The sequence below is a fragment of the Candidatus Hydrogenedens sp. genome, assembly GCA_035361075.1.
Lineage (GTDB): Bacteria > Hydrogenedentota > Hydrogenedentia > Hydrogenedentales > Hydrogenedentaceae > Hydrogenedens.
This window is the reverse complement of sequence record DAOSBX010000003.1, coordinates 26,535-39,756: the sequence shown is the minus strand read 5'-3', so window position 1 is coordinate 39,756 and position 13,222 is coordinate 26,535. Positions and strand designations below refer to the sequence as shown.

Annotated in this window: 10 protein-coding genes; 1 reads left to right on the top strand and 9 read right to left on the bottom strand. The window is 34.3% G+C overall.

Features of this window, described 5'->3' with window-relative positions:
* Nucleotides 1-59: 59 nt before the first annotated feature.
* Together PLJ10_01505 and PLJ10_01500 are read right to left on the bottom strand one after the other, a co-directional pair.
* Nucleotides 60-1,904: an ATP-binding protein gene (locus PLJ10_01505; protein HOK08319.1), complete on the bottom strand. Its 1,845-nt coding sequence runs from the start codon at nt 1,902-1,904 to the stop codon at nt 60-62.
* 110 nt (nt 1,905-2,014) lie between these two features.
* A complete protein-coding gene (locus PLJ10_01500) occupies nt 2,015-3,823 on the bottom strand; it encodes an AAA family ATPase (GenBank protein ID HOK08318.1) in 1,809 nt (602 codons plus the stop codon).
* Between the two features lie 202 nt (nt 3,824-4,025).
* Here PLJ10_01500 and PLJ10_01495 point away from each other — a divergent pair, with 202 nt between their 5' ends.
* The gene (locus tag PLJ10_01495) at nt 4,026-5,390 is read left to right on the top strand and encodes a Gfo/Idh/MocA family oxidoreductase (protein HOK08317.1); all 1,365 of its coding nucleotides are present in this window, start codon (nt 4,026-4,028) and stop codon (nt 5,388-5,390) included.
* Between the two features lie 3 nt (nt 5,391-5,393).
* Here PLJ10_01495 and PLJ10_01490 read toward each other — a convergent pair whose 3' ends face one another.
* The 7 genes from PLJ10_01490 to PLJ10_01460 all read right to left on the bottom strand — a co-directional run bounded on the left by PLJ10_01490 (nt 5,394) and on the right by PLJ10_01460 (nt 13,128).
* Nucleotides 5,394-6,026 carry a hypothetical protein gene (locus PLJ10_01490; GenBank protein HOK08316.1) on the bottom strand — a complete coding sequence of 211 codons (633 nt, stop codon included), beginning with the start codon at nt 6,024-6,026 and terminating at the stop codon, nt 5,394-5,396.
* A gap of 182 nt (nt 6,027-6,208) precedes the next feature.
* Nucleotides 6,209-7,756, bottom strand: a complete 1,548-nt coding sequence (locus PLJ10_01485) for a hypothetical protein (GenBank protein ID HOK08315.1) — start codon at nt 7,754-7,756, stop codon at nt 6,209-6,211.
* Nucleotides 7,749-8,483 carry a CDP-alcohol phosphatidyltransferase family protein gene (locus PLJ10_01480; GenBank protein ID HOK08314.1) on the bottom strand — a complete coding sequence of 245 codons (735 nt, stop codon included), beginning with the start codon at nt 8,481-8,483 and terminating at the stop codon, nt 7,749-7,751. Before PLJ10_01480 ends, PLJ10_01485 begins: the two co-directional genes overlap by 8 nt.
* 23 nt (nt 8,484-8,506) lie before the next feature.
* A complete protein-coding gene (locus tag PLJ10_01475) occupies nt 8,507-9,790 on the bottom strand; it encodes an MFS transporter (protein ID HOK08313.1) in 1,284 nt (427 codons plus the stop codon).
* A gap of 104 nt (nt 9,791-9,894) precedes the next feature.
* Nucleotides 9,895-11,010, bottom strand: a complete 1,116-nt coding sequence (locus PLJ10_01470; protein HOK08312.1) for an ABC transporter permease — start codon at nt 11,008-11,010, stop codon at nt 9,895-9,897.
* Nucleotide 11,011: 1 nt separating this feature from the next.
* Nucleotides 11,012-11,986 carry an ABC transporter ATP-binding protein gene (locus tag PLJ10_01465; GenBank protein ID HOK08311.1) on the bottom strand — a complete coding sequence of 325 codons (975 nt, stop codon included), beginning with the start codon at nt 11,984-11,986 and terminating at the stop codon, nt 11,012-11,014.
* 8 nt (nt 11,987-11,994) lie between these two features.
* Nucleotides 11,995-13,128 carry an efflux RND transporter periplasmic adaptor subunit gene (locus tag PLJ10_01460; GenBank protein ID HOK08310.1) on the bottom strand — a complete coding sequence of 378 codons (1,134 nt, stop codon included), beginning with the start codon at nt 13,126-13,128 and terminating at the stop codon, nt 11,995-11,997.
* Between the last annotated feature and the right edge of the window lie 94 nt (nt 13,129-13,222).

Below are 13,222 nucleotides of genomic sequence, written 5' to 3'. Positions count from 1 at the left end.
TTTCATACAACTAATAGAAGATAAAAAAATAATAATACAATTAGTAGTTGTTTTGCGAATTAACGATTAAGAATTTGATGGACCAAATTCTTTAAATCTTCAAACTGGAAGGGCTTCTCCAGATAGGGACTTTTTATCTTTTTCAGGAATTCTTGTGTACCTAAATTTAAGATATCGGCAGTAATGACTATTATCTGCTCTTCATTATATTTGCCAATTCCACATACTTGTTCATATAATTGGTATCCATTCAAAGACCCTGGCAATTGGACATCGATAATTATTACATCATACCTTTCATTATCCATGTATTCTATTGCTTCATCAGATGTATAAGCGTTCGTGATTTTAATATCTTCTTTTTGTAAACACAAAGAGACAAGGTGCTGTAAATCTTTCTCATCTTCAATTAATAACAATTTTCGTGTTTTTTTCTCCTCGGTAGGGGGCATTTTTACTTCGTCTACGACATCTTCATCTACAAGAGGTAAATGAATAACAAAATTGGCTCCTCCTAAATGGCTGTCTTTTATTTCAATCCTCCCACCAATAAATTCAATAGCAGTTCGTGCAAGGGTTAGACCCAATCCTAATGTTTTTGAATTATCATCTGTAGTAAAAAAAGGTTCAAAAATTTTATTTTTTATATTTTCTGGAATTCCAGGTCCATCATCCATTATCGAGATGGTAACCTCTAAGTCATTCGGATTTACTTCAACCATTACTTCATTCTCTGCATACTTAATCGCATTATTAATAATGGATATAAATGCTTGGGCAATTTGCTGAGGAATACAGTTTACATAAAGAGAAGACCTTGAAAAACGGAACACCACATTCTTTGAAGAGTTTGTTGCATAGATAGGCAAAACCATAGAACGGACTAACGCATTTATTTCTGTTTTTACTATTCCATCGTATGAAACATTATTAAAGTTAAAAATCTGATTGACAATTGATTTACATATTTCGCAATTTTTCTTTAATTTTTCAATGACACCTTTTAAGAATGTGTCTTTAACATCCCCTTCAAGTATTTCAATAGCACCTACCATTACAGTCAGAGGATTCCTCAAATGTCGTGCTAATGCTATTGAAAATTGAGGACCTACTAAATTCTGTTGAGACATAATTAAATATTTTTCCATATTTTTTGCCATCCGTCGTTCTTCTGTGATGTTATCCAACATTACTATTACAGACTTAACGCTATTATTCTCATCTACTAACGGAAGAACAACAATAGCTAACCAGTAAGGACCTTCATCTGTTTCTATACAAACCTCTTCAACAAGAGTGTCACCCGTTCTTAATGCTTTTTCACAAACACACTCCCTAATAGTTCCACTTTTTTTTAGCAAATAACAGCAAATTCGCTCATTTTTATTTATTTCTCTTAATTTCTCTGGTAATTCATCCCAATTTACTGAATAAAGAACTTTTTTCTGGGTATCAATAATCTGGGATGCAGTAGGAACTTTAGGTAAGAATATTTCACCAAAATATTTTATGATTTCAGAAAATGAAAAACGAATCGGAATTTCAGGTTCTATAAACAATAATATTTCGCGGGTTTGCTGTTCTTCATCAAAAACAAATCTTGCAGTAAAAGAAACTTGGATATCCACTTCAGAATTGATTTTTAGTGCTCCTTTAAATACAAAAGGTCCAACAAGACTTCTATGTCTTATAATTCTTTTAATTTCTTTACTTGCTTTTTCATCACAATAAAGGAAAATAGACTTCTTTTTGAAATCCTCATCATACCCTTGAATTATTTTTACAAATGATGTATTAACATTAATTATATAGCCTTCACTATCTATCACAACAACAGGTTTATCATAACAATCAATTAATAAGTCTGCTCTTCTCTGCAAAAGGACATTTGAATTATCAATCATCATCCATTCTCCTAAAAAGATTGTTATTTATCCATCCATCCTAACATCCTTTTAAATTGCAAAACGTATACCCATTGGCATATTTATCTATTAAATTTTTTACACAGTTATTACATACTTGTGTTTTGACTATTTCCTGAATAAAAATGAAGAAGAAACATTGGAGGATTTTTCAAATTTGGGACATACATATCCGTTGACCATTTTTTTAGTGCAAGCCTAACCTGTTTCCCCGCAACCCCATCCACAGGTAATCCCATCTCGGTCTGTAATTTCTTTATTGCTTTCACTGTTTCCTCATCATATCTATCAGTATCATTAGTTGTAGATAGCCATCCTCCTTTCTGAAGTAATTTTTTTAGTGTCTTCACATTATCACCAGAATTGCCTAAAACTAAAGATTTATAACTTGCATCATCTTTCCATGGGATAACAGCAAGATTTAGAAACATTGCACGAAATTGGTCCTTTGGCAATTCAACAAGATTTTTTGGTCCTAAAAATAAAGTAACTGAATTATCTTTTTCCTGAATAAGAGAGCACCATAATTCTTTTTCTTGACTCTTTATATACACCATAGAAGGAAGGCCAATAGCAAATAAATGAGATACAGTTGTCTGTAGAATTTCCGCAGATAAACCATTTTCATTAAAAAACCGAACTAACCCCTGTGAAGAATTGTCGTTAGGTTGGCTTTTTACAAGTGCTAAATTCCACATTCTTAATAATAATAAAGCACTCTCAACACGGGAAACTTCAGGGTCAACAGTTAGTTCATCTATTTTTTGCAATGAAACTGATGTTTGCGTTGAAAAATTTTCTAAAAAATGACCCCACAAATTTTCTATTATGCGAGAAGTCAAAACGGGATTAACACCCATATCCTTATCTTTACTAACCGCTTCCGCTTGAGATGTTGATACCTTACTCGTATCGTTATCAGTAGGGTTAAACATATTATTAAATTTCCGCAATTCACGAGCCATTTCATCTAAAGGAATAAACCAAATTCTTAAAGCAATTAAGATAAGTGCTATACCCACAACAAAAGCAGGGCTCGGTACTAAGTTTTTCCATTTTTTTATTTTCTTTTGTTCTTTTTGTGGTTGTTGAATTTGCCCTTCTAATTCTCTAATTGCCTGTTTTACAATTTCATGGTCAATCGTATGTTTTTCTCGTGTATAACCTACTAACAAGGCTCTGTCACATATTGAATTGATAAGTCGTGGAATTCCTTTGCTGTGCTTGTAAATCAACTTCAATGCTTTTGGTGTAAACTGAACTCGTTTTTTACCACCAGCGATATGAAGGCGATATGCAATATATTGTCGTGTTTCCTGTTCATCAAGTGGGATTAAATGGTATCTCGCCGTAATTCGTTGATTTAATTGCCTTAATTCATGAAGTTTTAATCGCTCTAATAATTCTGGTTGACCAATCAATACTATTTGTAAAAGTTTTTCCTTTTCTGTTTCTAAATTGGATAACAAGCGAATTTGTTCTAAAACTGCAGGTGTTAGATTTTGTGCCTCATCAATAACTAAAACACAATTTTTCTGCTGTTGAGATTTTGATAAGAGGAATTCATTAAGCTGGTCTGTTAATTCAAGTAGGGTTTCATACTTGGACTGAACCCCAAACTCGGAAAGAATCCTTTTAAGTAATTCTACAGAATTAAGACAAGGATTAAAAATAAAAGCGAGTTCTGTATCTGGATCCAACTGAGATAATAACGCTCTACAAATAGTGGTTTTCCCTGTCCCTATTTCCCCTGTGACCATAATAAAACCCATCCTGTTTTTTATCCCAAAAAGTAGATGGGCAAATGCCTCTTTATGCTTATCGCTTAAAAAGAGGTACTTCGGGTCAGGAGTTAAACTAAATGGCTTTTCCTTTAAACCATAGAACGATTCATACATAAATTTATACTTATCATTTTTGTTTATATATTTCTATTTTACCGTTTTTAAACAAAAAATCAAAAAATGAAATGTTAAATGAAACCTAATAATGATATAATATATCATAAATGGTGGTATCTATTAGTCATCTGTGGCTAATGGGCTATTTCAAATTTACCAAAAACTCAAATTTTCCAACAATAACCTGGAGGTTAAGATTATGAATGATAGTAAATTAACAAGGCGTGCCTTCCTCACCGTAACAACGACATGTGCATTAGTAGGCAGTGCTTTTGCAAAGAAACAAAAAGTGAATACTGCAAATGTTGTTCCGAGAAAAGTATCCCCAAATGAAAAATTAAATATTGCGGGTATCGGTGTAGGTGGACAAGGAAAAGGAGATATTATGAATTGCAAGAGTGAAAATATAATTGCACTCTGCGACGTTGACGACAAAAGGGCAGAAGAAACATTTTATCTGTTACCGAATGCAAAGAGGTATAAAGATTACAGAAAAATGTTAGAAGAACTTGACAAAGAAATCGATGCAGTTGTTATTTCGACACCAGACCATGTGCATGCACCCGCTGCATATATGGCTATGATGATGGGGAAACATGTCCGTGTTCAGAAACCACTAACACATACGATTGCTGAAGCTCGACTTCTTACTAAGGTGGCAAAAGAAACAGGCGTAATAACACAGATGGGAAATCAAGGGCATGCTGGTGATGGAGTTCGCGAATTGTGCGAGATGATATGGACAGGTGCAATTGGCGATGTTAAAGAAGCCCATATCTGGACAAATCGTCCTATCTGGCCACAAGGTATTACAAAGCCTTTGCCTGCAAGAGAAGTTCCACCTACTATTGACTGGGATTTATGGATAGGTCCTGCTCCTATGAGACCGTATAATCCTGGTTATGCACCATTCAAGTGGAGAGGATGGTGGGATTTTGGTTGTGGTGCTATTGGCGATATGGCGTGCCATATTATGGACCCAGCATTCTGGGCTCTCAAATTATACGAAGCTCCAAAATATACCGTAGAGGTTATTCAGCAAGAGGGTATGAACACACAAACAGCCCCAAGAAAATCTATAATTAAATACCAGTTCCCCGCACGGGGCAATATGCCTCCTGTTGATATTTATTGGTATGACGGTGGCTTACTACCTAAACGACCACCTGAAATTCCTGCAGATGAAAAATTAGGAGACGGTGACAATGGTTCGTTATTTGTCGGTACAAAGGGTTACTTAACAACAGGTTGCTATGGAGGTGATTCCAGATTAGTGCCTTCTGAAAAGATGAAGGATTACAAAAAACCAGATCCAATTATTCCACGCATCCCTGATGAAAATCCATTCACAAACTGGATAGAAAGTATTAAATCAAATCAAAAAGCATGCTCTGACTTCGAATATGCTGGACCACTTACTGAAGTTGCTAATATGGGCAATGTCGCACTTTGGGCAGGAGAAAAAATTGAATTTGATGTGGCTTCTATGAAAATAACGAATGTTAAGAAAGCAAACAAGTATTTAACAAAGAAATATCGTAAAGGTTGGGAATTACCTGTATAATCATTAGGACAAAGGTAGTTCAAGTACACGTTCAAGTTTTATAAGCCCTGCAAGATACTTCTTACAGGGCTTATTTAATTCTATGTCACTCTCTTTTGTTATTCGATATGCCTTAACAAATCTGCAGTTAACTTTATTTGTTACCAGAATTCCAGGACCAGGTAATAGTCTTTGTTGCCAGAGAAAAAATGATATGTTTAAATAATCAAATTTGTAAATCGTAGTATCTAAATCATCATAGTCAATATTTTTCAATTTCGAGATCAAATAGTTCACATACAATTCCTGTTCTTCAATAGAAAATCCTAATTTTAATAAAGCCTCGTGAACATTCCATAAGTGTAATAATATGTGTAATTTATCAGGAATAGGACAGTTGCAAAATAACCTTCTCAAGATGGATTGTAATCTTTCCTTTTTTCTATTTGAACATTCAATATCTATACTTAAAAACGGTGTATCAGCAAGAGCCAAAACAATCCAATTTTGAGAATGGCTAAAAGAAATATGCAACATATGTTTACTTTCATGTCCTGACTCTGGTGACCACAAAGTATCTTTTTTTATTAAAGAATCGTAAAAATGTAGACTAATATCCATTAAATTCATAATTTGGTGGATTAAGAATCTGCTCAACAGTAATTCTTTCCTCCTTTTTGTGGACCGATAAAAGATAACCTTACTTAAGAGGTCCTGGGGTAAAAAAGGAGAGTTTTTATAGTATAAAATGAGCTCTTGTTCTGCAAATAAATCAAGGGGAGTATAAAATAAATATAAGCCGTTCAAATCCAATGTTTCAGATATCCAACTTTTAATACTTACTTTTTCCTTTCATATATTTGTAAAATTTTACCTGAGGGTAACGAGTGCTGTTTAAATACATAATTTTCCCTAAATTCAGGTGAACTGGCTATTTCCCTATCACTCAATAAGGTTCGAGGTTCCTTACTCCCAGGAGGCGAGCTAAACATTATATAATCAGGTTTGCGAGATAAAACATATTTTCCGTCTCCTTTTTCATGACCAGGTGAACCCTTTCCTAATGTTGGAATCTTTCGATGGGCAATATGTTCATCATTCAATCCTAACATATCAATAACTTTAAGTCGAGAATAATAAGCGACACTACCCGCAGTGTTTGTAGCGACAACAGCATCTGGCGGTGCATTTTCACGGAGCCATAAGCCCACTTCCATCCCCTTTTCTGCTACTGTATCTGAGGTTATTTCTTTATAATATTTACGGTCATTTTGTAATTGCCATACATTAAATGTTGCTATAAGTAAAACAATAATTAGACCTTTTATAACAGACACCTGACTTATTGAAAAGGCATAAGCACAAACCATAATTAGCAATGGAGCAAATGGGGTAAAAAAACGATATGCTGGCATACAATCACCACCAACTGCAATCACATAAAGAATGTTAAGAAACATGGCAAGGCTCATTGAAAAAACAATAATACCCCTTGTAGGTAAAGATTTGAACTTAATAGACTGGACATAAATAAAAATGGCAAATATTGGCATACAACTAAACAAGAAATCTCGTGTATAGAAAAATCCCCTTTTTAGTTGTTCGAATGTCGAACCAACCTTAACATAAAATGTATTGGGCAATAACCATCCATAATAGGAATATCGCCATATAAAATATGGAACAAAAACAATAGAAAAACCGATAATGATAAGAATTGGAGAAACCCATTTCCTGTCTTTAAATGCGTTTATAATTGAGGCCAATGTTATTACTGGGAAAATAATACCTGCATCTGGACGGGACATCGCTACAAGAGATGTAATAACCCCTATCATAAAATAACCTGCTTTGGAATTAGAATTTCGTGAAACTAACGCACCAAACAATAAAAAAACTAAAAAAATCAGAAAAGCAGTCATGGATGTTTCCATACCACTCATAGCCCAGGAAGTAAAAGTTCCAAAAGTTCCGAGCAAAATAACACCGACGAGTGAAACAAACCATGATGTACCTACAATAATCTTATGTATCTGTGACATTAAGATAATTGTTGCAAAAGTAAATAATGTTCCCAATATTTTAGATGTTAAGGGTAAATCCATTCCCAGTTTTTTTAGCCCTGCCAGCAAAACAACCCATAAAAAACATGTATATCCCTCTACATATTCCCCTTCGTTATAAACAATTCCTTTTCCCTCTGCAAAATTTTCCGCATATCGAAATGCAATAAAGGCATCATCCAGGGTCCAAGGTTGTAAAAAATAATTATATATTGCCACCGAAACAAGAGACATACCCAAAAATAGAAGTATTACTAATTCCTTGAATTCTTGCTCCTCTATTATTATTCGAATTTTCTCTGTCTTCTCTATTAATTTATTCACAAGGTACATTTCTTCTAACCTTCATATATTTATATGTCCAATAAACACTATATCCAAAATAATATGCGACATAAATCAACGAAAGATATATATAATTATAATGATTCGGGTACGTACAAAGAGAAAAGAGTATCAATAACGCCCATATTGAAACGAGCAATAAATTCAAAATTCGATACTCACGTGTGCGACTTGGGTATAAATAACGTATAGGAATAAAAACTCCGATAGTTAAAACAAAAATAACTAAAAAATTAATTTCTTTTGGCAAATCTAACATAAAGATATAAAATACCACTATATTCCAATATGAAGGGAATCCTTTAAACCAATTGTCTTCTGTTTTAGCATCCGCTTGGCAAAATTGATAGGCAGAGGATAACGTTATTAAAACAGCAGATAATAAATTAAGTTTTTGCGGAACACTGTGAGTTTCATATAAAAAACTTGCGGGCACAATAACATACGTAAAGTAATCAACAATATTATCTAATAATGCCCCATCAAAATGTGGAAGAACTTCTTTCACTTTACATGCTCTCGCAAATAAACCATCAATTGAATCTATAAATACAGATATAGCCATCCAATAAAAAGCCAATAGCCATTCATGCCTTCCTATTGCAATAATTGCCAGAAAACCAAACACGGCACCCATTGCAGTAAACAAATGTATTGTCCATGCAAATATATATCTTGTAAACTGGATATTTTCAAACCTTTTCATAAAAATATCCCTTAAATAATTCTTTACTTATTTTCTGATTTACAAGCACTATCCCTATATTTATATTGTGCTTTTTTTTGTAAATAGTCAAAAATAAAAATCTCAATAAAAATAACCAACACAATCAGAAATATTATAATTTTATATGATAATCTCACACCATATTTTTCGACAAGGGAACCAAATATAAGACTTCCAACTACACCACCTAATCCAATTAATCCCTCATTAATAGATGCCCTACGATGTCTAAGCTTTGGATTATGCACGCTATAATAGGTGCTTGCAAAAAATGTTAGTCCATGATTAGCCCCTATAATTGCAAAAGCGATACATATTAAAATAATACTTTTAGTTTCAGAGAGAAGAAGAAAGAATAAAGCACAAACCGCCTGAGAAACAATTAAAATAGATAGTCGATATCTCCAAAATTGGGTCCATGCAAATAACAAAAAAATACCTGCGGTGGCAAATGCCATCATCGCAGATGGCCAGGAAAACTTTGTTGCTGGGTCTGTTTGTAATAGAGCAGACGGAATACTTTCAAATAAAAACCTCAATTCCCCTTGAGCAACCATCTGCTTCAAATGTTCCGCATAAGTCGACCTTGGAATAATTGTCATTAAATTTGCTAAAAAAACTCCTAACCAATAGGGATACAAATAAATACCATTATTTTCCATTTCTACACTTTTATCTCGGGAAGTGTCTTCTGCTTCTTGAGGTATAGGATGATACTTACTTGCATCTGGAATAATCATAAGTAAAATAAATGAAAAAAGACTTACACAAAAAACCAAGATAAAGGGAGCCCTATAATCAAAATCGTAAAGAGGACCTGAGATTAACGGACTCATAGTAAAACCCAGACTCCATAACATATTAAATATAGCAAGATTTCTCTGCCTTTTATATTCATTCGGTTCTGTACCAACCCATGCATAAAAAGCGGGCCAGGAAAGCGCCATACCGATAAATGAGAATATTGAACATAAATATAATGTAAATTTATTAGGAATAAAAGGAAATAGCGGATAAGCAAAGGTAAAAATAATAACTCCCCAACGTGCCCAAAACAATATATTTTTTGACTCACCTACTATCCTTGACATTATTAGACATGCGATTGTATAGGTTGCCATTTGAACAGCAAAAACATTTCCAGATAAAGCGGTATTTCCAGATGGAATATGTTCAAGTATTAAAAATGGCAAGGCGACAATCCCAGCCATGATTGCAAAATCCACCAAAAAACCTACAAGGCATAATAAAGAAAATGAAACTGTGCTCTTTTTCAACATAAGCATACCATATCTTTCTATATTCTGAAGATAAATAAATTATGGGATTATCATGTATATGAAAAGATTAGTGCAAATTATTAAGATAGAAAGTCAAGAAATAGTTGCATTTATCCAACCGTTTTGTGGAATCGGAACGAAGCAATAACGATGATAATAATTCCCATTATTCCAAGTATAGCACCGTTATGCCATAAGTCCCAAAAACCAGCATTACGAAGAATAATACCTCGTAAGATGCGAATAAAATATGTTGCTGGGACAACTTGTCCAATCCAATAAATCACTCGGGGCATTGTTTCTTGAGGAAACATAAAACCTGACAGTAAGAATGAGGGAAGCAAGATAACGAAAGAAATTTGAAGGGCTTGAATCTGGTTTTGGGAAAAAGTAGAAACCAGTAAACCCATTCCTAATGTTGTGAAAAGGAAAATAATCGCAAAAAAAGAAAGTAATAATAGACTTCCTGCAATAGGAACTTGGAATAAAAACCTCATCAAAAAAAGAACCGAGATTGTTTCACAAATTCCAACTCCTAAAAATGGCACCAGTTTCCCAAGCATTAAACCGAATCTTGATACTGGGGTAACGACCAATTGCTCCAATGTTCGTTGTTCTTTCTCCCGAACAACTGCAAAGGAAGTAAGTAGCATTACTATAACCTGAAGGATGACCCCAATTAATCCAGGTATCATAAAATTGGCTGTACGCATGTCGGGATTAAACAAAACACGTGGACGCATATCAATCGGAAATTGAGACGGTAAAGAGTTCGTTTTACTCAATATTTTTATTGATGCACGCAATCCTATCGCATTACTGACGTTTAAAGCCTGCATAGCGACGGTTGAATCACTCCCATCGATAAGAATTTGGACATCAACATGTTCGTTCTTCAGTATTCTATCTGTGTAGTAAGGAGGAATATGTATTCCTACCCTTATATATCCTCTTCTCAAAGCAGATGCCATTTCCTCCTCAGAATTACAAATATATACAATATCGAAGTACCCCGAATTTACAAATTGGTCCAGTAAATTCCGACTCTCAATTCTCTTGTCTTGGTTTAACACCCCAGTTTTAATGTTTTTTATATCTAAATTTACAGCGAAGCCAAATATAACTAATTCTAAGCCTGGAATGACTAACATTAAAAATAGACTACGAGGGTCTCTTACTATGTGTCTTGTCTCTTTATACACAATTGCAAAAAAGCCCTGTAGCATATTATTTTCCATATGAACGGGTTAAACTTACAAAAACATCTTCAAGTGTTGGAGGTACTAATCTAAGTGATTGAATATGAAATCCTTTTTTTTGAATTGATTGTTGAAGTTCCTCGTCATAACCTTGCTTAATAAGGATATGTATAACATCTGAAAACATTGTTGCATCATGTACATAATCCATTTTTAATAACTCTCGCATGGCTTCAGTAAGATGGTCTATACGAAGTTCATATCTCTGATAACCTTCTGGAGTAACTCGAGGCATCCTTTTCAAGTCCTCAGGGGTCCCATATGCAATAAGTTTTGAAAAATAGATATAGCCCAAATGAGAACATCGTTCCGCCTCATCCATATAATGTGTAGTAACAAAAAAGGTAGTTCCACGGGCTGATAAGTCAAAAAGTAAATTCCACAAGTCACGCCTCGCCACAGGGTCAATACCCGCAGTAGGTTCATCTAAAAATAATAATTTTGGTTTGTGCACCAATGCACATGCCAAAGCCAATCGTTGTTTCCAACCTCCTGATAGAGCCCCTGACAAATAATTTAAATAAGGTTTTATATCTACAATATTAACAACCTCATCAATAGATTCTTTTCTGTGCTTCCTCGGGATACCATATATTTGTGCATAAAAATTCAAATTCTCATAAACAGTAAGGTCAGAATATAAACTAAATTGCTGAGACATATATCCAATAGATTTTTTGATTTCCTCACTTTCAGAAACAATGTTATATCCCAATACGTAAGCGTCACCCGATGTGGGGCGTAATATCCCGCATAGCATACGAATCAATGTCGTTTTTCCTGAACCATTCGGTCCTAATAATCCAAAGATATCCCGTTCTCGTACTGTTAGAGATACATGGTCAACAGCAATATAAGTACCGAACATTCGTGTTAAATCGTTTACCTGTATTACTGCAGAAGGAGTATGATTGGTAATGGAATTTTCTTCTATAGTTGTCATAGTCATATTCATTTTGTCAATGGAATTTTTACTGTAGCGGTCATTCCTGCTCGTAGTCTTCCATTATAGGAAGTTAATGCCAATTTTACAGCGAATACCTGCTGTATCCGTTCTTCTTGTGTTTGTAGATTTCGTGGGGTAAATTCACCTTCTGAAGCAATATATATAACCTTTCCAGAAAATTCCTCTTCTCCATAAGCATCGGTTCGAAAATTTAAAACTTGCCCTACGGACAAATACCCCAAGACATAAGCAGGAACATATATAAACATTTCCAAATCATCAGGATTAACTATTCTTATACACGCCCCTGGGGGGATTATGTTTCCCTCTCGGACCGAAATTGATTCGACAATTCCATCAATAGGTGATGTTACTAAACACTCCTTTAATATTGTTTCCATTCTTGCAAGTTCCGCTCTGGCGGATTCCAGGGCAGATTCTGCAGAACGAATATCTTCAATTCGGGGCCCACGTTTCACCTCATCAAGAATGGCTAAAGTTCTTTCCCAGTTGGATTTTGCCGCTTCTATCTCTTCGTCTCGTGCTCCTTTTTGAAGTTGTTTATATTTTTCTTCTGCAACACGGTATTCAGCTTGAACCTTTTCGTAGAGTATCTTTGTTTGTTCCCATTCTTTTTTCGATATAGCCCCTTCATTATATAAACGTTCTGCTCGTTCATAATCTTTTTTTGCTATTTCATAAGTAGCTTGAGCAGAATCCAAGGCTGCTTTTGCAGATTTTTTATCTTCTTCCCTTGCTCCAGCAAGTAATAATTTATACTGTGCCTCTGCGGAAGCCACTGCTTTTTCCGCCTGACGAAGTTCCTCTTCTGTTGCCCCTTTTTTTAATTTTTCTACTAAAGCTTCTGCACGTTTTACACCCGCCAATGCGGATTGGTACATTGACTCTTGCTGAGCACAATCAAACTGAATTAATGATTGGTCTTTTTTTACCGTATCCCCTTCGTTTACGTAAATTTTAATAATACGTCCACCTATTGTCGAGCCAGGGGTATGTACTTTGCACTCTATTTGGCCAGAAACTATAAAAATGTCTTTTCTCGGATTTTCACATGATTGAATAAATAAAAATAATATAGCAATAAAAAAATAACCAATATAATAATTATTAAATTTCATCTTTTTGCCAACATATAAATGTAATCTCAATTTTTATAAAACATTCTTTTCTTCTAATATTTTGATGATTAATATTAATTGTTTTAACTATAAT

What these genes read in the sequence shown, in the direction of transcription:
- PLJ10_01505 (HOK08319.1), bottom strand. Translation starts at nt 1,904, where the DNA reads ATGATTGATAATTCAAATGTCCTTTTGCAGAGAAGAGCAGACTTATTA.
- PLJ10_01500 (HOK08318.1), bottom strand. Translation starts at nt 3,823, where the DNA reads ATGTATGAATCGTTCTATGGTTTAAAGGAAAAGCCATTTAGTTTAACT.
- PLJ10_01495 (HOK08317.1), top strand. Translation starts at nt 4,026, where the DNA reads ATGAATGATAGTAAATTAACAAGGCGTGCCTTCCTCACCGTAACAACG.
- PLJ10_01480 (HOK08314.1), bottom strand. Translation starts at nt 8,483, where the DNA reads ATGAAAAGGTTTGAAAATATCCAGTTTACAAGATATATATTTGCATGG.
- PLJ10_01475 (HOK08313.1), bottom strand. Translation starts at nt 9,790, where the DNA reads ATGCTTATGTTGAAAAAGAGCACAGTTTCATTTTCTTTATTATGCCTT.
- PLJ10_01470 (HOK08312.1), bottom strand. Translation starts at nt 11,010, where the DNA reads ATGCTACAGGGCTTTTTTGCAATTGTGTATAAAGAGACAAGACACATA.
- PLJ10_01465 (HOK08311.1), bottom strand. Translation starts at nt 11,986, where the DNA reads ATGACAACTATAGAAGAAAATTCCATTACCAATCATACTCCTTCTGCA.
- PLJ10_01460 (HOK08310.1), bottom strand. Translation starts at nt 13,128, where the DNA reads ATGAAATTTAATAATTATTATATTGGTTATTTTTTTATTGCTATATTA.